At 72.9% G+C, this 21348-nt stretch carries 13 protein-coding genes; 4 read left to right on the top strand and 9 right to left on the bottom strand.

The window, feature by feature from the left end:
• Positions 1 to 105 precede the first annotated feature (105 nt).
• On the top strand, positions 106 to 783 hold the full coding sequence (locus tag ACFYXK_RS07170) for a class I SAM-dependent methyltransferase (protein ID WP_389410164.1): 678 nt from the start codon (positions 106 to 108) through the stop codon (positions 781 to 783).
• A 51-nt stretch (positions 784 to 834) separates the two neighbouring features.
• Here ACFYXK_RS07170 and ftsH read toward each other — a convergent pair whose 3' ends face one another.
• From ftsH to ACFYXK_RS07140, 6 genes are all read right to left on the bottom strand, one after another.
• Positions 835 to 2754, bottom strand: coding sequence for an ATP-dependent zinc metalloprotease FtsH (gene ftsH / locus ACFYXK_RS07165; RefSeq protein ID WP_389410163.1), 1920 nt, complete (start codon positions 2752 to 2754; stop codon positions 835 to 837).
• 139 nt (positions 2755 to 2893) lie between these two features.
• Positions 2894 to 4462 (bottom strand): signal recognition particle protein, encoded by a 1569-nt coding sequence (ffh, locus tag ACFYXK_RS07160; protein WP_389410162.1) that lies wholly within the window; start codon positions 4460 to 4462, stop codon positions 2894 to 2896.
• A gap of 218 nt (positions 4463 to 4680) precedes the next feature.
• Complete coding sequence (locus ACFYXK_RS07155; RefSeq protein WP_389410161.1) at positions 4681 to 7122, bottom strand: [protein-PII] uridylyltransferase; 2442 nt, start codon at positions 7120 to 7122, stop codon at positions 4681 to 4683.
• 17 nt (positions 7123 to 7139) lie between these two features.
• Positions 7140 to 7478, bottom strand: coding sequence for a P-II family nitrogen regulator (locus ACFYXK_RS07150; RefSeq protein WP_389410160.1), 339 nt, complete (start codon positions 7476 to 7478; stop codon positions 7140 to 7142).
• Entirely contained in the window at positions 7475 to 8821 is a 1347-nt protein-coding gene (locus tag ACFYXK_RS07145) for an ammonium transporter (protein WP_389410159.1), read from the bottom strand. Before ACFYXK_RS07145 ends, ACFYXK_RS07150 begins: the two co-directional genes overlap by 4 nt.
• 382 nt (positions 8822 to 9203) lie before the next feature.
• A complete protein-coding gene (locus tag ACFYXK_RS07140; protein ID WP_389410158.1) occupies positions 9204 to 10709 on the bottom strand; it encodes a hypothetical protein in 1506 nt (501 codons plus the stop codon).
• A gap of 409 nt (positions 10710 to 11118) precedes the next feature.
• On the opposite strand from ACFYXK_RS07140, the gene ACFYXK_RS07135 reads away from it, so the two are divergent.
• Complete coding sequence (locus ACFYXK_RS07135; RefSeq protein WP_389410157.1) at positions 11119 to 11787, top strand: bifunctional DNA primase/polymerase; 669 nt, start codon at positions 11119 to 11121, stop codon at positions 11785 to 11787.
• 95 nt (positions 11788 to 11882) lie between these two features.
• Here the strand turns inward: ACFYXK_RS07135 and ftsY are convergent, their stop codons facing one another.
• Positions 11883 to 13103, bottom strand: a complete 1221-nt coding sequence (ftsY, locus tag ACFYXK_RS07130) for a signal recognition particle-docking protein FtsY (RefSeq protein ID WP_383515305.1) — start codon at positions 13101 to 13103, stop codon at positions 11883 to 11885.
• Positions 13104 to 13246: 143 nt separating this feature from the next.
• Here ftsY and ACFYXK_RS07125 point away from each other — a divergent pair, with 143 nt between their 5' ends.
• Both ACFYXK_RS07125 and ACFYXK_RS07120 read left to right on the top strand, forming a co-directional pair.
• Complete coding sequence (locus tag ACFYXK_RS07125; RefSeq protein WP_389410156.1) at positions 13247 to 14737, top strand: cytosine permease; 1491 nt, start codon at positions 13247 to 13249, stop codon at positions 14735 to 14737.
• A gap of 64 nt (positions 14738 to 14801) precedes the next feature.
• Complete coding sequence (locus ACFYXK_RS07120) at positions 14802 to 15788, top strand: LLM class flavin-dependent oxidoreductase (protein WP_389410155.1); 987 nt, start codon at positions 14802 to 14804, stop codon at positions 15786 to 15788.
• Positions 15789 to 15829: 41 nt separating this feature from the next.
• On the opposite strand, the gene ACFYXK_RS07115 is transcribed toward ACFYXK_RS07120, so the two are convergent.
• Both ACFYXK_RS07115 and ACFYXK_RS07110 read right to left on the bottom strand, forming a co-directional pair.
• Entirely contained in the window at positions 15830 to 17266 is a 1437-nt protein-coding gene (locus ACFYXK_RS07115) for a sugar porter family MFS transporter (protein ID WP_389410154.1), read from the bottom strand.
• Positions 17267 to 17475: 209 nt separating this feature from the next.
• Complete coding sequence (locus ACFYXK_RS07110; protein WP_389410153.1) at positions 17476 to 21294, bottom strand: AAA family ATPase; 3819 nt, start codon at positions 21292 to 21294, stop codon at positions 17476 to 17478.
• Positions 21295 to 21348: the final 54 nt, after the last annotated feature.

Raw genomic sequence — 21348 nt, 5'->3', positions numbered from 1 at the left:
TCGATGCGTGAATCGGGTGGCGCACTCCTCTGGACGCGGGGGCGAATGGGGAGTTCTCTGGCAACGGGGGCAAGGGGGCGACAAGGAATCAGGAGCGCTCTTTCGATGACACCGACGCCGACGGCGACGCTCGTCGCCCGGGACTGGGCGGAGATCCAGGAACGGATGCTGGTACCGCTGTACGAGGCGGTCTACGAACGGCTGGAGGTCGGGCCGGGCGACCGGCTGCTCGGCCTGGACTGCGGGTCCGGGCTGGCCCTGCTGCTGGCCGCGGGGCGGGGCGCCGTCACCACGGGGGTGGAGGCGGATCCGGCGCGGCGGGAACTGGCGCGTGAGCGGCTGCTGGAGGTGGTCCCGGCCCCGCCGGCCGCCGCGCGGCCGTACGACGTGCTGCTGGCCTTCTCGCCGTCCGAGGCGGCCCTGGCCGCGGCCCTGCCGGCGGTCCGGCGGGGCGGGGCGGTGGTGCTGGCCGACTGGGGCCCGGCGGAGCGGTGCACGGTGCCCGCGGTCCTGGGCGGCGGACCCGCGCCGCAGGATCTGGACGCGGCGGTGGCGCGGGCCGGGCTCTCGCCCGACGGATCGGGCCGGGTGTTCTGCCCCTTCGGGTACGCGGACGTGGACAGCGCGGTACGGGGGCTGCTGTCGGCGGGGCTGTACGAGTCCTCCTCGGATCCGGCCCAGGTCGAGAAGGAGCTCACGGAGGCCCTTCACCCGTACGAGCGGCCCGACGGCAGCGTCTGGCTGCCGAACATCTTCCGCTACGTGATCGCCCGCGTGCCGTAGCCGCGGGCGGGGGCGCGGGCACGGCCGCGGGCGCGGAGGGCCTGCGCGCCGCTACTTCGACAGGCGGGGGATGCCCGCGGCCTCGTAGGCGGCCGGCTCGTCCAGGGTCTCGTTCGCCAGCAGGGCCTCGGTCAGGGCGTCGAGTTTCGGACGGTGTTCGCGCAGCAGCCGGCACGCCTCCACGTAGCACTCGTCGACGATCCGCCGCATCTCGTGGTCCACCGCGTCCAGCGTGGCGGGGGCCGCCAGCAGGCCGTACGGGCTCTGCGCGTCCGCCGGGATCGCGGTGAGGCGGCCGACGCGCTCGCTCATGCCCCAGCGGCCGACCATGCCGCGGGCGAGGTTGGTGACCTGTTCCAGGTCGTTCTCCGCGCCCGTGGTGATGACGTCGAACACGACGTGCTCGGCCGCCATGCCGCCCAGCGCGCCGATGATCCGGCCGCGGAGGTAGTCCTCCGTGTAGGAGTAGCGGTCCGCGTCCGGGGTCGAGAGGGTGACGCCGAGCGCCCGGCCGCGGGGCACGATCGTGATCTTGCGGACGGGGTCGGCGCCCGGCTGCAGCATGCCCAGCAGGGCGTGGCCGCTCTCGTGGTAGGCCGTGCGGCGGCGTTCCTCCTCGGGCATGACCAGCGCACGCGCCGCGCCCAGCTGGACCTTCTCCAGGGCGTCCATGAAGTCCGCCTGGGTGACCTGGCCCTGCTTGCGCTTCACCGCGAGCAGGGCGGCTTCGTTGGCCAGGTTGGCGAGGTCCGCGCCCGTCATGCCGGGGGTGGTGCGGGCCACCCGGTCGAGGTCCACGTCGGCGGCGAGGGGGATGTCCCGGGTGTGGATCCGCAGGATGGCCTCGCGGCCGGCCCGGTCGGGCGGGGAGACCGACACCGTGCGGTCGAAGCGGCCGGGGCGGGTGAGCGCGGGGTCCAGCACGTCGGGCCGGTTGGTGGCGGCGAGGACGACCACGCCCTCCGAGCCGGAGAAGCCGTCCATCTCGGTCAGGATCTGGTTCAGGGTCTGTTCGCGCTCGTCGTGGCCGCCCATGGCGGCGCCGCCGCCGCGGGCCCGGCCGATGGTGTCGATCTCGTCGATGAAGACGATCGAGGGCGCCACTTTGCGCGCCTCGGAGAAGAGTTCGCGGACCCGGGAGGCGCCCACGCCGACGATCATCTCGATGAACTCGGAGGCGGAGGCGGAGAAGAACGGCACCCCGGCCTCGCCCGCCACCGCCCGCGCCAGCAGGGTCTTGCCCGTGCCGGGCGGTCCGGCCAGCAGGACCCCGCCGGGCATCCGGGCGCCCAGGGCCCGGTACTGCTGCGGGTTCTTGAGGAAGTCCACGACGTCGTTGAGCTCGCCCTTGACCTCGTCGATGCCGGCCACGTCGGCGAACGTGGTGCGCCTGCCGCCCTCCAGCTCCACGGGCCTGGGCGGCTGCTTGCGGCCCAGCGCGCCGACGCCGCCCATGGCCGAGCCCATGCGGCGGGCGATGACCACCCACAGGAGGACCAGCAGCAGCATCGGCGCCAGGGAGATCAGCAGATTGGCCAGGAAGCTGCGCTGCACGACGACCGGGGAGGCCGTGACGACGACGTCGTGCCGGGTGAGGTTCGCCCACAGCTGGTCGTCGGCGAAGGCCGGGCGCTGGGTGACGAACTTCGTGTAGTCGCCCTTGCCGCCGTCGGGCAGCGGCTGCTTGTTCTTCAGCTCGCCCTGGATGGCGTCGCCCTTGGAGTAGATCTTCGAGACGTTGCCGTCGGCGACCTGCTTGCTGAACTCCGTGTACGAGACGGTCGGCTCGTCGCCCTCGTTGAAGAACGACAGGACCACGTTGGTGATCAGGAAGACGATCAGGGCGGCGAGGATCAGCCCGCGCCAGCCCCCGGGCATCCTCCGCTTGGGCGGCGGTGCGGGCGGCGCGCCCTCGGAGCGCCAGGGCGTGTCGGCGCGCTCGCGAGGCGGTACGGGGGTGGGGCTGGGCACGTGGCCTCCTTACTGCCGTCCTCGTGGCCGACCATAAGGGATATAACGCACCATTGCGCCCGCGGAGCGTACACGGAAGGGCCCCTGCCGGATCATCCGGCAGGGGCCCTTCCTCATGCGGCCGCGCTTGGCGCGCGCGTTACTTCATGAACTTCTTGAACTCGTCCGGGAGGTCGAAGTCCTGGCCGGACTGGCCCGCGGCGGGAAGGCCGAACGGGCTGCCGGTGGCGGGCGGGGCGCTCTGCGGGCCCTGCTCGCGGCGGGCAGCTGCCGCCGCCTCCTCTTCCTTGCGCTTCATCGGGTTGCCGCTCTTGCGCTTGCCCTTGGCCTGCTTGACCTGCTTCTTCTGCCGGCCGGGGCCGCCGCCCATGCCCGGGATGCCCGGCATGCCGGGCATCCCGCCGCCCTGGGCCATACGGGACATCATCTTGCGGGCCTCGAAGAAGCGCTCGACGAGGTTCTTGACGGCGCTGACCTCGACACCGGAGCCCTTGGCGATACGGGCGCGGCGCGAGCCGTTGATGATGTGCGGGTCGTGGCGCTCGGCCGGGGTCATCGACTTGATGATCGCGGCCGTGCGGTCGACGTCGCGCTCGTCGATGTTGTTGATCTGGTCCTTGATCTGGCCCATGCCGGGCAGCATGCCGAGCAGCTTGGAGATGGAGCCCATCTTGCGGACCTGCTCCATCTGGGCCAGGAAGTCGTCGAGCGTGAACTCCTTGGGCCCCTTCGCCAGCTTGGCCGCCATCTTCTCGGCCTCGGCCTGGCTGAAGGTCTTCTCGGCCTGCTCGATGAGGGTGAGCATGTCACCCATGTCGAGGATCCGGCCCGCCATGCGGTCGGGGTGGAACGCGTCGAACTCGTCGAGCTTCTCGCCGTTCGAGGCGAACATGATCTGCTTGCCGGTGACGTGCGCGATGGAGAGCGCGGCACCGCCGCGGGCGTCGCCGTCGAGCTTGGAGAGCACGACGCCGTCGAAGCCGACGCCGTCGCGGAAGGCCTCGGCGGTGTTGACCGCGTCCTGGCCGATCATGGCGTCGACGACGAAGAGGATCTCGTCGGGGCTGACGGCGTCGCGGATGTCCGCGGCCTGCTGCATCAGCTCCGCGTCGATGCCGAGGCGGCCGGCGGTGTCGACGATGACGATGTCGTACTGCTTGGTGCGGGCGTACTCGATGGAGTCCTTGGCCACCTGCACCGGGTCGCCGACGCCGTTGCCGGGGGCGGGCGCGTAGACCGCGACGCCGGCGCGCTCGGCGACGACGCTGAGCTGGTTGACGGCGTTGGGGCGCTGGAGGTCGCAGGCGACGAGCAGCGGGGAGTGGCCCTGGCCCTTGAGCCAGAGGCCGAGCTTTCCGGCGAGGGTGGTCTTACCGGCACCCTGGAGACCGGCGAGCATGATCACGGTGGGCGCGGTCTTGGCGAAGCGCAGGCGCCGGGTCTCGCCGCCGAGGATCGAGACGAGCTCGTCGTTGACGATCTTGAGGACCTGCTGGCCCGGGTTCAGGGCCTTGGAGACCTCTTCGCCGCGGGCGCGCTCCTTGACGTTCGCGATGAAGGAGCGGACGACGGGCAGGGCGACGTCGGCCTCGAGGAGGGCGATACGGATTTCCCGCGCCGCAGCGTCGATGTCCTGCTCGGAGAGGCGGCCCTTGCCCCGGAGGGACTTGAAGGTCGCGCTGAGGCGGTCGGAAAGCGTATCGAACACGGTGGTCGCGATTCCTCGGGTCGGGGGCGTGTGGTCGCCCCCCAGGGTATCGGGCCCTTCCCCTGTCCGGGGACCCGCCCGTTCCCGGTACGGCCCGCCGCCCCGCCCACCCCCGCCGACCGGCTGCGGCCCCACACGCCGGCGGGGCTCGCACGGCCCGTACGGCGGGCGAGGACCCGGGGTCCGCAGGGCGGGCCCCGGGTCCTGCGGATCCCGGGTCAGCGGAGGGCGGCCTCCAGGGCGGCGGCCATGGCCGAGGCCGCCGGCCACGGCAGGGGTTTGCCGTCGGCGTCGACCACGTACAGGGAGTCCACGGCATTGGCGCCGAGGGTCGAGACGTGCGCGCTGCGGACACGGACCCCGGACGATTCCAGCGCGCGCCCGATCCGGTGCAGCAGGCCCACCGCGTCCGGGGCCCGGACCTCCAGGACCGTGGCCAGGGAGGAGACGTCCGGGACCACCGTGACCCGGGGCGGCGGCGGGACCACCCCGCGCCGCCGCGGGTACGCCGCCTCGCGGTCCGCCAGCTTCGCCGGGACGTCCAGCGAGCCGTCCAGCGCCCGGACCAGGTCCGTCCGGAGCCGTGCGGCCTCCGGCAGGGCCCCGTACTCCGCGGCCACCCGCCAGCGGAGCACCAGCACCTCGCCCGCCAGATCCGGCAGCTCCACCGAGCGCAGGTCCGCGGCGCGGACCGTGAGCCGGTGCAGCGCCAGCACCCCGGCGACCGCCGGGAGGACGCCCGGCTGGTCCGGGACCGCCACGACCAGCTCGACTCCGACCGCGTCGTCCTCCTCCTGGCGTGCGTGCAGCGCCAGGACCGGCTCCCGGGTGCGCAGCGCCTCCACCGCGAGGCGTTCCTGCTCCGCCGTCGGGATGGCCGGCTCCGCGGCGGCGGGCGCGGCCCCGCCCAGGACCGACGCGACCCGTGCCACGAGGTCCGCCACCAGCGAGCCCCGCCACGTGCTCCACGCCGCGGGCCCGGTGGCCAGGGCGTCCGCCTCGGTGAGCGCGTGCAGTATCTCCAGCGTGCCGAGCGATCCCACGGCCTCCGCGACCGACCGGACCGTCGCCGGGTCGTCCAGGTCGCGCCGCGTCGCGGTGTCGATCAGCAGCAGGTGGTGCCGTACGAGCACCCCCAGCACGGCGGCGTCCTCCGCGTCGAAGCCCACCCGTACGGCCACGTCGCGGGCGATCGTCTCGCCCGCCACCGAGTGGTCCCCCGGCCAGCCCTTGCCGATGTCGTGCAGCAGGGCGGCCATCAGCAGCAGGTCGGGGCGGCTCACCCGGCGGGTCAGGGCCGAGGCGCGCACCGCCGTCTCGACCAGGTGCCGGTCCACCGTCCAGGTGTGCACGGGGTTGCGCTGCGGCCGGCACCGCACCCGTTCCCAGTCGGGCAGCAGCCGGGTGATCAGCCCCTCGGCTTCCAGGGCCTCCCAGACCGCCACCGTCGGCTCCCCCGCCCCCAGCAGCGTCAGCAGCTGTTCGCGCGCCTCCGCGGGCCACGGCACGGGCAGCGGCTTCGCCTGCGCAGCGAGCCGGCGTACGGCGTGCAGCGACACCGGCAGTCCGGCCTGCGCGGCCGCGGCGCCGAACCGCAGCGCCAGCACCGGGTCCCGGTCGGGCCGGGCCGCCAGGGCCAGGACGGCCTCGCCGTCCGATTCCACGACCCCCTCGGCGAGCGGCGCGCGCTCGGCTGCCGCGGCCCCCCGCGTCCCCAGCAGCCCGCGCAGCCTCGGCCGGGCCGCCCGGGCCCGAAGGACCCGCCCGACCTCGCGCCAGGTCACGTCACCCGCGTACGCGACGACCCGCGCGGCCTCGTACACCTCGCGCAGCAGCGCGTCCGCGTCGAGCAGGCCCAGCTGGGCGGCGACCTGGTCCTGTTCCTGGAGCGCGAGCCGGTCGGTCGCCCGGCCCGTCACCAGGTGCAGGGCGTCGCGCGCGTCCAGCAGCCGCCGCCGGGCCTCGGCCAGCCCCTCGCGCGGGGCGTCGGCCAGCCAGGACGCGGCGACCGCCCGCAGTGCGGTGGCGTCGCGGAGCCCGCCCCGGGCCTCCTTGAGGTCGGGCTCCAGCAGGAAGCGGAGCTCCCCGGCCCGCTCGGCCCGCTCCCGGCACAGGGAGTGCAGCTGCGGGAGCCGTTTGGCGGCCTGGTTGCGCCAGTCGGCCAGGACGGAGGTGCGCAGGCCCGCGAGCAGGCCCGCGTCGCCCGCGACCGGCCGGGCGTCCAGCAGACCCAGGTGCACCTTGAGGTCCTCGGCGGCGGTCCTGCGGGCCTCGGCCGGGGTCCGCACCGAGTGGTCGAGGGCCACGCCCAGGTCCCACACCGGGTACCAGATCCGGTCGGCCAGCGCGCCGAGCGCCCGCGGCTCCGCCTTGCCGTCGTGGAGCAGCAGCAGGTCGAGGTCGCTGCGCGGGGAGAGTTCGGCGCGCCCGTAGCCGCCGACGGCGACGAGGGTGGCGCCCCGCACCCCGGTCTCCCGCTGGGCCGTGGTGAACAGGGCGTTCAGCCAGCCGTCGGTCAGCGCGGCCAGCGCGGAACGCCGCGAAGGCCCGGACCGCGACTCCTCCTGGAGGAGTCGCAGCCGGGCCGCGGCGTACCCGCTGGGTCCCGAGCCGGACGGATCGCCGGAATCACCCGTCGTGGTCTGCTCGACGCTCGTCACCCAGGAGCTCCCGTCGCCTAGAGCGCTTCAGCGCCGCGCTCGCCGGTGCGGACCCGGATGACCGAGTCCACGGGGACGCTCCACACCTTGCCGTCACCGATCTTGCCGGTGCGGGCGCTCTTGACGAGGACCTCCATCACCGATTCGGCGTCGTCGTCCTCGACGACCACCTCGATGCGGATCTTCGGTACGAGGTCCACGGTGTACTCGGCGCCGCGGTAGACCTCGGTGTGGCCGCGCTGGCGGCCGTAGCCGCTGGCCTCGGAGACCGTGAGCCCCTGGACCCCGAACCGCTGGAGGGCGTCCTTGATCTCGTCCAGCCGGTGCGGCTTGACGATCGCGGTGATCAGCTTCATGCGTCAACCTTCTTGCTCGCGGCGGCAACGGGGACGGGGGTGGCGGTGCTCCGGGAGGAGGCGCCGCCGCCGGCTCCGCTGAAGTCGTAGGCGGTCTCGGCGTGCTCGACCTGGTCGATGCCGGAGACCTCGTCGTCCTCGGTGACCCGCATCCCGATCGTCTTGTCGAGGAGGAAGGCGAGGACCGCGGACACGACGAGAGAGTAGGCGAGGACCGAGAAGACCCCGATGGCCTGCTTGCCGAGCTGCTCCAGGCCGCCGCCGTAGAAGAGGCCGGCCACGTCGGACTGGACCCCGCCGGTGGCGAAGAGGCCGACGAGCAGCGAGCCGATCACACCGCCGACGAGGTGGACGCCGACCACGTCGAGGGAGTCGTCGAAGCCGAACCTGTACTTGAGGCCGACGGCCATGGCGCAGACGACACCGGCGATGGCGCCGATGGCGATCGCGCCGAGCGGGGAGCAGGAGCCGCCGGAGGGGGTGATGGCGACGAGGCCCGCGACCGCGCCGGAGGCGGCGCCGAGGGTGGTGAAGGAGCCGTGGCGCAGCTTCTCGTAGCCGAGCCAGGCGAGCATGGCGGCGGCGGTGGCGACCTGGGTGTTGACGAACATGACCGCGCCCACGCCGTCGTCGTTGCCGAGCCAGGAGCCGGCGTTGAAGCCGAACCAGCCGAACCAGAGCAGACCGGCGCCGAGCATCACGAGCGGGAGGCTGTGCGGGCGCATCGGGTCCTTCTTGAAGCCGACGCGCTTGCCGATGACCAGGATGACGCCGAGGGCCGCGGCTCCGGCGTTGATGTGGACGGCGGTGCCGCCCGCGAAGTCGATGACGCCGAGCTCGAAGAGCCAGCCGCCGGCGCCCCAGACCCAGTGGGCGACGGGGAAGTAGACGACGGTGACCCACAGGGCGGTGAACAGGGCCCAGGCGCTGAACTTCACGCGGTCGGCCAGGGCGCCGCTGATCAGGGCGGGGGTGATGACGGCGAACATCAGCTGGAAGACGGCGAAGACGTAGACCGGGATGGTGTAGCCGTCCCACAGCTCGGTGATGCCGATGCCGCTGAGGCCGACGTAGTCGGAGGACCAGCCGATGAAGCCGCCGGAGTCCGCGCCGAAGGCGAGGCTGAAGCCGTAGAGGACCCAGAGGATCGTGACGATCCCGAGGCTGATGAAGCTCATCATCAGCATGTTGAGGCTGCTCTTGACGCGGACCATGCCTCCGTAGAAGAAGGCGAGTCCCGGGGTCATCAGCATGACCAGGGCGGAGCAGATGAGCATGAACCCGGTGTTCGCAGCAGACAGCGTCGGGGCGTCTGCGGCGAGGGTCGTGATGGCTGATGCCATCGGCGTCTCCTCGTCGTCGGTACGTTCGCGTGCGGGCGATCGTGAAACCTGAGCGGCGCAAGGCGTAAGGCCTGGGGGGTGGGGCCTGGGGGCTGGCCGGTTATTGACCCTGAGATTCGCGCAGGCCGGTTTCCGGCGGCGCCGCTCGGTGTTTCGCACCGATGACGAAGGCGTCCGGGCTGTTACAGCACGATGAACACGGCGACCGTCGATCGAGGAACCACGACGGCGGGCAACCACCTCCGCGGGAGCGGCGCCGGTTCAGGCGCAGAAGAGGTGGGCCGGCCGCGGCAGTGACCCGGGGGACCTGGCTGGGGGAGCCTGATCGGGCTTCACGGGGTGACTGCCGCGGCCGGGGCCTTGGGGGCGGCCGCTCGGGCCGTCAGACGGCCTCCGCGGCTTCGGGGAGCCGGGAGGCGAGCTGGTCGGTCAGCCGGACCACGTCGGCGACGTCGCCGTACTCACGGGCGGCGGTGTCGACGGTCTTGCGCAGCCGCGTGTTCACCCTTTCGGACCGCACCTTTCCGGCCACGTCGAGGGCTCGGCCTACGAGGACGGTGGCCTGCTCGGGCTCGCGCTGGATCAGGTGCACGGTGGCCATGCCGATGAGGTTGAGGGCGTACGAGCGCTGGTGCTCGTCGTCCTTCTCGAAGAGCTCCACGGCCCGCTGCATCACGGGTTCGGCGAGGGAGGCGTACATGGGGCTGCGCCCGGCCACGTAGGCCAGGTCGCGGTACGAGTGGGAGTTCTCGCCGTTGAGCTCGGCCTCGGAGAAGAAGCGGATCCAGTCGGGCTCGGGCTCGCCGCCGAAGGCGACGTCCGAGAAGGTGTCCTCGGCCATCCGGACGGCCCGCTTGCAGCGGCTGGGCTGGCCCATGTTGGCGTAGGCGCGGGCCTCCATCGCATACAGCATGGCCTGGGTGCGCGGGCCGGCGCAGTCGCGGCTGCCGTACTGGGCGAGGTGGATGAGTTCCAGGGCGTCCTCGGGGCGGCCCAGGTGGATCATCTGGCGGCTCATGCTGGAGAGGATGTACGAGCCCAGCGGCTTGTCCCCGCCCTCCTTGGCGGCGTGCAGCGCGAGGACGAAGTACTTCTGCGCGGTGGGGTGCAGGCCGATGTCGTAGCTCATCCAGCCGGCCAGTTCGGCGAGTTCCGCGGCGACCTTGAAGAGCCGCTTCATGACGGGCGCCGGGTGGTTCTCCTGGAGCAGGTCGGTGACCTCGTGCAGCTGGCCCACGACGGCCTTGCGGCGCAGTCCGCCGCCGCACTGGGCGTCCCACTGGCGGAACATCACGGTGGTGGCTTCGAGGAGGCCGAGTTCCGGTTCGGAGAGCCGCGGCGGGCGGTGGCCGCTGAGGGCTCCGGCCGCTCCCGCCTCGCGGGGGCCCGGGTCGGCGGCGGGGACCGGGACGAGCCAGCGCTGCATGGGCTCGATGAGGGCGGGGCCGGCGGAGAGGGCGAGGGAGGTCCCCAGGAATCCGCGGCGGGCCAGCATCAGGTCGCTGCGGGAGAACTCCCCGAGCAGCTCGACGGTCTGCGGGCCGGCCCAGGGCAGGTCGACGCCGGAGACGGAGGGCGTCTGGTGGGCGGTGCGCAGCCCGAGCTGCTCGATGGCGACGACGGAGCCGAACCGCTCGGAGAACAGCTCGGACAGGATCCGCGGGACGGGCTCGCGGGGCTGCTCGCCATCGAGCCAGCGGCGCACCCGGGAGGTGTCCGTGCTGATGTGGTGGGCGCCCATCTGACGGGCCCGCCGGTTCACCTGGCGGGCGAGTTCGCCCTTCGACCAGCCGCTGCGGACGAACCAGGACGTCAGTTGCTCATTGCGGACCGCAGAGCCCGGGGCCTCCGGCTCCTCGCTCGTTCCGCTTGCGTCGTTGCCGCTCACTGGAACGCCCCCATCCGCTCAGCCTCTTCACTACGAAACCCTGGCTGGGGCGGCGAGCGCCGCCACGGACCTTCACAGGTCCTCCACAAGTTGCCTCCGGCATAACCACGGACGGCCCGCCTCCGGGGTTTGGTGCACTGAAAGTAATCCTACGATCACCCCTGCCGCGAGGTCGATTCCAGAAACGCCACCATTCGCCACCCCTTCGAATGAACTAGCCACCGGCCAGGCGCGATTCACTTGACACCGAGGCGAAAACGATCGGTTGGACGGGAGTGCACCGGGGGCGCACGCGGCGAGGAGTGCGCCGGGTGGCCCCTCGGGACACCGGGCTCGCACCCGGCCCCGCATCCCGTCCCGCCGACGTCGTAACCACCGGCGCGTCCGACCCGTTGGAGGGGGCATGGGCATGGGCTTCACGATCGGCGGCAGCCGCAGCACCAAGGAGTTCCGTTCCGGCTCGCGGCGCCGCGGCCGGACGTCGGAGTGCACGGCGGTCGCGGAGTACACCGGGCTGTGGGGCTGGGACGTGGTCCCCGGCGCCCGCGCCGCGGCCCCCGCCCGCGACTGCTCCTGCGGTCGTGCGAAGTGCAGCGCTCCGGGGGCGCATCCGCTGCCCCTCGCTCCGACCGTCCCGGCCGGCGCCACCCTCGACGAGGTCACCGAGACCTGGGGCGGGTACCCGGGCGCCGCGGTCCTGCTCCCCGTGGGCCGCACCTTCGACGTCATCGAGGTCTCCGAGGAGGCCGGGCGCCGCGCGCTGGTCCGCCTCGAGCGGATGGGCCTGCCGCTCGGGCCGGTCACCGCGACCCCGGACGGCCGGGCCCAGTTCTTCGTCGCCCCCGGCGCGGCCGCCGAGCTGCCGCAGCTGCTGTACCGGATGGGCTGGGACGACGCCGACCTCGACCTGCGCGCCCTGGGCGCCGGCGCCTTCCTGACCGCCCCGCCCTCCGACCACGCGGGCCTCGGCCCGGTCGGCTGGCTGCGCCCGCCGACGCTCGACTCCGCGGGCGGCCCGCCGCAGGCCCGGCTGCTGCTCGGCACCCTCGCGTACATCTGCCACCGCCTGCGGCGCTAGTACGCATACGCACGGCAGCGCCCCCGCGTTCCGGCCGGAATGCGGGGGCGCTGCCCTGGGTACTGCGAACTGCGTGCGCTGCGTGGCGTCTGCGCTCAGTCGCCGATCAGGGCGTCCACGAACGCCTCCGGCTCGAAGGGCGCCAGGTCGTCGGGGCCCTCGCCGAGGCCGATGAGCTTGACCGGGACGCCGAGCTCGCGCTGGACGGCGACGACGATGCCGCCCTTGGCGGTGCCGTCGAGCTTGGTCAGCACGATGCCGGTGATGGCCACGACCTCGGCGAAGACACGGGCCTGGGTCAGGCCGTTCTGCCCGGTGGTGGCGTCCAGGACCAGCAGGACCTCGTCCAGCGGGCCGTGCTTCTCGACGACGCGCTTGACCTTGCCGAGCTCGTCCATGAGGCCGGTCTTGGTGTGCAGGCGGCCGGCGGTGTCGATGAGCACCACGTCGGCGCCCTCGGCGATGCCCTCCTTGACCGCGTCGTAGGCGATCGAGGCCGGGTCGCCGCCCTCGGGGCCGCGCACGGTGCGCGCGCCGACCCGCTCGCCCCAGGTCTGGAGCTGGTCGGCGGCAGCGGCACGGAAGGTGTCCGCGGCGCCGAGCACCACGGAGCGGCCGTCGGCGACGAGCACGCGGGCCAGCTTGCCGGTGGTGGTGGTCTTGCCGGTGCCGTTGACCCCCACGACCATCACGACGCCCGGGGTGTCCACGCCGCTCTCGGTCTTCACCGCGCGGTCGAAGTCGGTGCCGACCAGGGTCAGCAGCTCCTCCTTGAGCAGGGCGCGCAGGTCCGCGGGGGTACGGGTGCCGAGCACCTTGACCCGCTCGCGGAGCCGGTCCACGAGCTCCTGCGTCGGCACGACACCGACGTCGGCGATCAGGAGGGTCTCCTCGATCTCCTCCCAGGTGTCCTCGTCGAGGTGCTCGCGCGAGAGCAGCGTGAGCAGCCCCTTGCCGAGCGAGTTCTGCGACCGGGCGAGGCGGGCGCGCAGCCGGACCAGGCGGCCGGCGGTGGGCTCGGGCACCTCGATCTCGGGGGCGGCCGGAGCCTCGGGCTCGGCGACGACGGCGGGCGCCTCGGGAGCCGCAGCCTCCGCTTCGGGGAGGCCGACCTCCTCGATGGTGCGGCGGGGCTCTTCCGCCGTCTCTACGGCGTCCTCCCCCACCTGCGGTTCGGCGGGCGGGGCAGTGATGGTCGGTGTGCTGGGCGGCGCCGGGGGCGGCAGCTGCTTCTTCTTGCGGCTGCCGACCACGAGCCCGCTGATCACGCCGACCGCGACCAGGGCGATGACTACAGCAAGGATGAGGATGTCCATAACCCGTCCAGTATCGGCCACGGCTGCCCCGGACCCCCGTTTCCGGCGCTTGCGACCAGGCCGTAAGCCTCCATTTGTGGACTTGCCGGTACATCTACGATGATGGGCGGATTCCTGTACGCCCTGCCCACCCGGAGTACCGCATGCCCGCCGAGCCCGCCGAAGGCGCGATACAGACGCCGCCCGAGACGACCGCCGAGACGTCGGTCGAGACCCGCGGCCTCGAGCCCGTGCCGGACGGCGAGCGCAGCGGCCGGGTCCGCGAGCTCGTGCCCACCTGGGTCGCCGCCAACATCAGCGTGCTGCTGCTGACCATGGGCGCGGGCCTGGTGATCTTCAACAAGCTCAACATCTGGCAGGTGCTCGTCGTCGCGGTCGCCGCGCCCGTCGTCTCGTACGGGCTCGTCGGCCTGATCTCGATCGCCGGCAAGCGCGGCGGCGCCCCCGGCATGGCCCTCTCGCGGGCCGTGTTCGGCCAGCGCGGCAACCTCTTCCCCGGCGCCCTGATCTGGGTCGCCCGCTGGGGCTGGGAGACCATCAACGCGGTCAGCGGCGCGTTCGCCATGCTCACCGTGCTGGACCTGCTCTTCGGCGTGCAGAAGAACACGGCCCTGATCGTGGTCACCCTGCTGCTCTTCGTCGGCTGCACCTTCCTGGTGTCCGGCCTCGGCATCAGCGCGCTGCGCGTCTGCTCGACCTGGTCGACGTACCTCTTCGGCGCCTTCAGCGTGCTCGTGCTCGGCTATCTGGTCGCGGAGAGCGACTGGTCCGCCGTCTTCGACAAGCCGGCCGGCTCGACGGCGATGATGATCGCCGGTATCGGCACCATCGCCGCGGGCGGCATCAGCTGGGTGCCGTCCGGCCCGGACTTCACCCGCTACCTGCCGCGCACGGCCTCCGCCAAGGGCATGGTCGGCGCGACGATCGGCGGCGCGGCCGTCGTCGTGATCCCGATGGTGCTGATGGGCGCGGTCATGGCGGTGGGCACCCCGGACCTGGCCTCGGCCCAGGACCCGGTGTCCTTCATCGGCAATCTGCTGCCCGTCTGGATCGCGGTTCCGTACCTGCTGATCGCGCTCGTCGGCATGCTGCTGATCAACTCGATGTCCATGTACTCGGCCGGCTTCACGGCGCAGACGCTCGGCATCAAGGTCCCGCGCGCGGCGGCCGTCAGCGTCAACGCCGTCATCAGCCTGGTCTTCGGCTTCCTGCTGATGGTGGTCGCGACCAGCTTCTTCGGCTCGTTCATCTCCTTCCTGACGCTGCTGGCCGTGGCCTTCTCCGCGTGGATCGGCGCCTTCGGTGTCGACATGCTGCGCCGGACCTCGTACGACGGCGCCGCGCTGCTGGACACCACCCGCAGCAGCGCCTACTGGTACCGGGGCGGGTACGCCTGGCAGGCCATGACCGCATGGGGCGTCGCCCTGGTCGTGGGGCTGCTCTTCACCAAGGTCGACTGGTTCGGCGGGCCGCTCGCCGACACCTGGATCGGGCAGAACGGCCTGGGCTGGGCGGCCGGCATCGTCACCTCCGGCGTGCTGTACGCCGCACTGCCGCGCACTACGGCCGCGGCGACCGGCGCGGCCGAGGCCGAGGAGCCCGCGCTCGCCTCCGCCGGATCCCTGTCCAACTGACGCCACGTCAGCTAACGTCCCCCTTCGCCCGCGCACCCCACATCCGGCGAAGGGGGACTTCTCCATGCCCATCACCGTGGCCCGGTTCAATCTCGTCGACCCCAACGGCACCCCCGAGACCCTCTCGGCCCGCTACAAGGCCGCGCTGGAGATGGCGAGGTACGCGGACGACCGCGGGATCGACACGATCCAGACCGAGGAGCACCACGGCACCGCCAACAACTGGCTGCCGTCGCCGTTCGCCTTCGCGGGCGCGGTCTTCGGCGCCACCCGCCGGATCGCGGTCACCGTCTCGGCGATCATCGGCCCGCTGTACGACCCGCTGAAGGTGGCGGAGGACATCGCGGTCCTCGACCTGCTGAGCGGCGGCCGCCTCGTGACGGTCGCGGGCATCGGCTACCGGCCCGAGGAGTACGAGCAGCACGGCGTGGAGTGGGGCCGGCGCGGCAGGCTCCAGGACGAGCTGCTGGAGACCCTGCTTCAGGCGTGGACCGGCGAGCCGTTCGAGTACCGCGGCCGTACCGTACGCGTCACCCCGCGGCCCTTCACCCGGCCGCACCCGCTGCTCCTGGTCGGTGGCAGCTCGAAGGCGGCGGCCCGGCGCGCGGCGCGGCTCGGGCTGCCGTTCTTCCCCAGCGCGCACCTCCCGGAGCTGGAGGCGTACTACCAGGCGCAGCTCGCGGAGCACGGGACGGAGGGGTTCTGCATGATGCCGGCGGCCGAGACCCCGCTGCTGCACATCGCGGAGGACCCGGACCGGGTGTGGGCCGAGTACGGCGACCGCTTCCTGCACGAGGCGGGCATGTACGCGTCCTGGCAGTCGAAGGACATCCGCAGCGCCGTACGGTCGTCCGCGCACTCGGTGGCGGAGCTGCGCGCGGAGGGCGTGTACCGGGTCCTGACCCCGGACGAGGCGATCGCGTACGCGCGGGGTGCGGGCGAGGCGGGGAACCTGGTGCTGCACCCGCTGTGCGGCGGGATGCCGCTGGACGAGGGCTGGCGCAGCCTGCACCTGCTCTGCGAACAGGTACTGCCCCGGCTCAAGGACTGAGCCGGGGCAGTATCGAGGAGAAGGGGTGTTGGCGGGGGTGGTTACCCCATCTCCTCCAGCGCCCTGCCCTTGGTCTCCGGCACCCATTTGAGGATGAAGGGGATCGAGAGCAGCGCGAAGAACGTGTAGATCATGTAGGCGCCCGAGAGGTTCCAGTCGGACAGCGACGGGAACGTGACGGTGATGACCCAGTTGGCGATCCACTGGGCCGCGGCGGCCACACCCAGGGCGGCGGCGCGGATGCGGCCGGGGAACATCTCGCCCAGCAGCACCCAGACCACCACGCCCCAGGAGAGGGCGAAGAAGAGGACGAAGAGGTTGGCCGCGACCAGGGCGGTGATGCCCTGCGCGTGCGGCAGCGAGATGTCGTCGCCGGTGCCGGTCTTGAACGAGAAGGCCCAGGCCGCCGTGCCCAGCGACAGCGCCATGCCCACGGAGCCGATGAGGGCGAGCGGCTTGCGGCCGAGCCGGTCCACGAAGATCATCGCGATGACCGTACCGATGATGTTCACGACCGAAGTCTCGAAGGAGTACAGGAACGAGTCGCTCGGGTCGATGCCGACCGACTGCCACAGCGAGGAGCTGTAGTAGAAGATCACGTTGATGCCGACCAGCTGCTGGAAGACCGAGAGGCCGATGCCGATCCAGACGATGGGCAGGAAGCCGAAGCGGCCGCCGAGCAGGTCCTTGAAGGTGGACTTCACTTCGGAGCGCATGGCGTGCTCGATCTCGGCGACGCGCCCGTCCAGGTCGATCTTCGAGCCCTCGACCTCGGACAGCACCTTCTTGGCCTCGTCGGTACGGCCGACGGAGACCAGGAAGCGGGGGGACTCCGGGATGACGAAGGACATCAGCCCGTAGAGCACGGCCGGGACGACCATGACGCCGAGCATCCACTGCCAGGCTTCCAGGCCGCCGATCTCCCCGCGCTGGTCGCCGTCGGCCAGGTTGAGGATCCCCCAGTTGACGAGCTGGGAGACGGCGATGCCGATGACGATCGCGGCCTGCTGGAACGAGGCGAGCCGGCCGCGGTAGGCGGCCGGGGAGACCTCGGCGATGTAGGCGGGGCCGATGACGGAGGCCATGCCGATGCCGAAGCCGCCGATGACGCGCCATGCGGCGAGGTCCCAGAGGGCGAAGGGGAGGGCCGAGCCGAGCGCACTCGCGGTGAACAGGACGGCGGCGATCTGCATGCAGCGGATACGGCCGATCCGGTCGGCGATGCGGCCGGCGGTGGCGGCTCCGAGCGCGCAGCCGATCAGTGCGGCGGCGATCACCTGGGCGAGTGCGGCCGACCCGACGTCGAACCGCTCGCGGATGGCCACGACGGCGCCGTTGATGACCGAGCTGTCGTAGCCGAAGAGGAAGCCGCCCATGGCGGCCGCGGCCGCGATGAAGATGACGTGCCCGAGGTGGTCGGGATGGGCGGCCCGGCCGCCGCCGCCCGGCACCGGGGCCTGCGCTGTGCTGCTGGTCAAGGTCTGCTCCTGCGGTGCCCGGCTGCGGTGACGGGCTGGGTGGGGGTGGTTCCTTCCAGTGGCGCACAGCTGAAGATCCGGCACCACCCGAAGGGAAAGGCAGCGGGAGCGAGCCTATGTGTTCAGTTCTTGAAGTCAAGAGGCGGGGAGTAGTTCATTTGTCTGGCGACTAAGGGTGGTGTCATTCACTTCTCGAACGAACGGCTGGATCAGCGGAGCCGCTGGCTGATGACCTTGGAGACGCCGTCGCCCTGCATGGAGACGCCGTACAGCGCATCGGCGACTTCCATCGTCCGCTTCTGGTGCGTGATGACGATCAGCTGGGAGCTCTCCTGGAGCTCCTCCATGATCCGGATCAGCCGCTGCAGGTTGGTGTCGTCGAGCGCCGCCTCGACCTCGTCCATCACGTAGAACGGGCTGGGCCGGGCCTTGAAGATGGACACCAGCAGGGCGACGGCCGTCAGCGACCTCTCGCCGCCGGAGAGCAGGGAGAGCCGCTTGACCTTCTTGCCGGGCGGCCGGGCCTCCACGTCCACGCCGGTGGTCAGCATGTTGTCGGGGTCGGTGAGGATCAGCCGTCCCTCGCCGCCGGGGAACAGCCGCGAGAACACCCCCTCGAACTCCCGGGCCGTGTCCCGGTAGGCCTCGGTGAACACCTGCTCGACCCGCTCGTCGACCTCCTTCACGACCTGAAGGAGATCGGCCCTGGTCTTGCGCAGGTCCTCGAGCTGCTCGCTCAGGAACCGGTGGCGCTCCTCCAGCGCCGCGAACTCCTCCAGCGCGAGCGGGTTGACCTTGCCGAGCTGCTGGTACGCGCGCTCGGCCGCCTTGAGCCGCTTCTCCTGCCGGGCGCGTACGAAGGGCCCCGGCTCGGCCTCCTCGTCCGGGTGCTCGCCCTCGGCGGGCGGACTCGGCGGCACCGGCTGGTCCGGCCCGTACTCGGCGACGAGGCCGGCTGCCTCCATCCCGAACTCCTCCAGCGCACGCGACTCCACCTGCTCGATGCGCAGCCGCTTCTCGGCGCCGAGCACCTCGCCGCGGTGCACGGAGTCGGTGAGCTTGTCGAGCTCGCCCTTGAGGTCGCGCCCGCGGGTCCGGGCCTCGCCGAGCTCCCGCTCGCGCAGGCCCTTGGCGTACTCGGCGGCGGCGCGCTCCTGTTCGGCCCGGCGCAGCGAGACCTCCAGGTGCGCGAGCAGCTGCCGGGCTCCGTCGGCGACGGCGCGGGCCACCTCGGCCTCGTGGCGCAGCCGCGCCCGGCGCCGCTCGGCGCGGGCCCGGGCCTCCCGCTCGGCGCGGGCCCCGCGGTCGAGTGCATCGGCCCGTCCGGCCAGGCCCTTGACCCGCTCCTCGTGGGTCCTGAGCTGGAGGCGGGCCTCCATCTCGGTCTGCCGCGCGTTCGCCCCGTCGGCGGCGAGCCGGTCCCGCACCGCGGTGTCGGGCTCCTCCTCGCCACTTCCGAGGGGGTCGTGCTCCTCGGCGATGGCCAGCCGTTCGGCGCACTCCTCGACATCGGCCAGCGCCTGCTCCAGGGCGTCCTGGGCCTTGGCCGCGGCGGCGGCACTGCGCTCGGCCTCGCCGGCGGCCCCCTTCGCCTGCCCGGCGAGCCGCCCCAGCTGCTGGGCCACCCCGGCCCGTGCCTGCTCCCCGGCCCGGCGCCGCTCGCCGATCTCCTCGACCCGCGCGGCGAGTTCCCGCCGCAGGGCCTGGGCGGCGTCGCGGCCTGCACCGAGCTCGGCGCACTGCGCATCGAGCCGTACGAGCTCACCCTCCGCCTCGTCGACGGCAGCCTGCACCTCGATGAGGCTCGGCGCCCCGCCGGAACCCCCGTGCGCGAGGTGCGCGCCGAGCACGTCCCCCTCGAGGGTCACGGCGACGAGGTCGGGCCGCGCGCCGACGACCCGTTCGGCCTCGTCGAGCGTCCCGACGACGACGTACTCCCGCAACACCCAGGCCACGGCCCGCATCACACCGGCATCCCCCTGCACCAACCCCCCGGCAGCCAGCCCCGGCCCGCCGCCTCGGACCTCCTGGCCCGAGCCGGCCGCCACGGCCTGCCCCGGAAGCGGGGTCCCGGCCGAAGGGCCCACCGGGTGCACGGCATCCGCGGAAGCCGGATCCGCCGGGCCGCCCGTGGCCAACGCCCGGCTCGGGAGCGGGATCCCGCCCTCCGGGGCCCGGGCGTCCGCGTCGGCGGCGGTCCGCCCCGCCGGGACCGCGGGGTCCGTGCCATCCGGGCCCGCGAAGGCCTGCCCCATCGGCCCGCCCGAGGCCGCGGCCTGACCGGGGATCGGGATGCCGGCCGACGGGTCCGCCGGGGCGGGGGTGATCAGGAACGTGGCCCGGCCCGCATCCGCGTCCCGCAGGTGGCGGATGGCGTCGGCCGCCGCGCCCGGGGAGGCCACCGCCAGCGCGTCCGCCGCGGAGCCTAGCGCCGCCGCCACCGCGACCTCGTACCCCGGGGTCACCGACAGCCGCTCCGCCGCCGGCCCCAGCAGTCCCGCCAGCCGCTCCCGCGCCGCGAGCAGCGCCCCCGTGCCGTCCTTCCTCCGCAGGCCCAGAGCCAGCGCATCCCGCCGCGCCGACACCGCCGCCCGGGACTTCTCCGCGGCCGTCACGGCGTCCCGCGCCGCCGTCTGCGCGACCTCGGCCGCCGCGAGCTCCGCCCGCGCCGCCGCGTACTCCTCGTCCACCGCCGGGTCTTCGAGCCCGCCGACCTCCTCGGCCAGCGCCTCGTACTCCGCCTGCGCGGCCCCGGCCCGGGACTCGGCCTCGTCCCGCGCCGCCACCAGCCGGTCGATCTCCGCCTGCGCGGCCCCCGCCCGGGACCGGGCAGCGCCCAGCCGCCCCGTCAGCCGGGCCAGTCCCTCGCGCCGGTCGGCGATGGCCCGCGCCGCGTCCCGCAGCCGCCGCTCCTCCCCGGCCAGCGACCGCTCCAGCTCCGCCCGGTGCTCGACGGTGTCCTCCAGCGCCCGCGAGGCCGCCTCCAGCGCGGCCGTCAGCTCCGCCTCCTGCTCGCGGATCCGCGCGGCCTCCCGCTCCATGTCCTCCGGATCGCGGCCGCGCCGCTCCTCCTCGGCCGGAGCCGAGGCCGACTTGACCCGCGCGTCGGCCAGGGACGCGGTCCCGCGTACCCGCTCGGCCAGCTGCGACAGCTCGTACCAGGTCTGCTGGGCCCGCTGGAGCCGCGGCGTCAACTGCCGCACCGTTTCCTCCAGCTGCGCCTCGCGCCGCATCGCGTCCGCGAGCTGGGCCTCGGCCGCCTCCTTGCGCTCCTTCAGCGCCGCCTCGTCCGCGATCTCCGCGTCGAGCGCGCCCCGCAGCGTGACCAGGTCGTCGGCGAGCAGCCGCAGCCGCGCGTCGCGCAGGTCCGCCTGGATGACGGCGGCCCGCCGGGCCACCGCGGCCTGCCGCCCCAGCGGCTTCAGCTGGCGCCGCAGTTCTTCGTTGAGGTCCTGCACGCGCGCGAGATTGGCCTGCATCGCGTCCAGCTTCCGCAGCGCCTTCTCTTTGCGCTTGCGGTGCTTGAGTACGCCGGCCGCTTCCTCGATGAAGGCACGGCGGCCCATCGGATCGGCGTGCAGGACGGAGTCCAGCTGGCCCTGTCCGACGATGACGTGCATCTCGCGGCCGATACCGGAGTCGGAGAGCAGCTCCTGGATGTCGAGCAGCCGGCAGGTGTCGCCGTTGATCTGGTACTCGCTGCTGCCGCCGCGGAACATGATCCGCGTGATCGTGACCTCGGCGTACTCGATCGGCAGGGCGCCGTCGGAGTTGTCGATGGTGAGCGAGACCTCGGCGCGCCCGAGCGGCGGCCGCCCGGTGGTCCCGGCGAAGATGACGTCCTCCATCTTGCCGCCGCGCAGGGACTTGGCACCCTGCTCCCCCATGACCCAGGACAGGGCGTCCACCACGTTGGACTTGCCCGAGCCGTTCGGGCCCACGACGCAGGTGATACCGGGCTCGAAGCGCAGGGTGGTTGCAGAGGCGAAGGACTTGAAGCCACGCAGGGTCAGGGACTTGAGGTGCACGCCGCCGGACTCTACCTTTCGCGTTCGGTTTCACCCATGAAGGTGCAGGGCACA

The sequence above is a fragment of the Streptomyces sp. NPDC002209 genome, from assembly GCF_042890265.1.
In the GTDB taxonomy this organism is placed as follows: Bacteria; Actinomycetota; Actinomycetes; order Streptomycetales; family Streptomycetaceae; genus Streptomyces.
The sequence above is the reverse complement of the archived record's forward strand: the minus strand, read 5'-3'. Positions and strand labels throughout refer to the sequence as shown.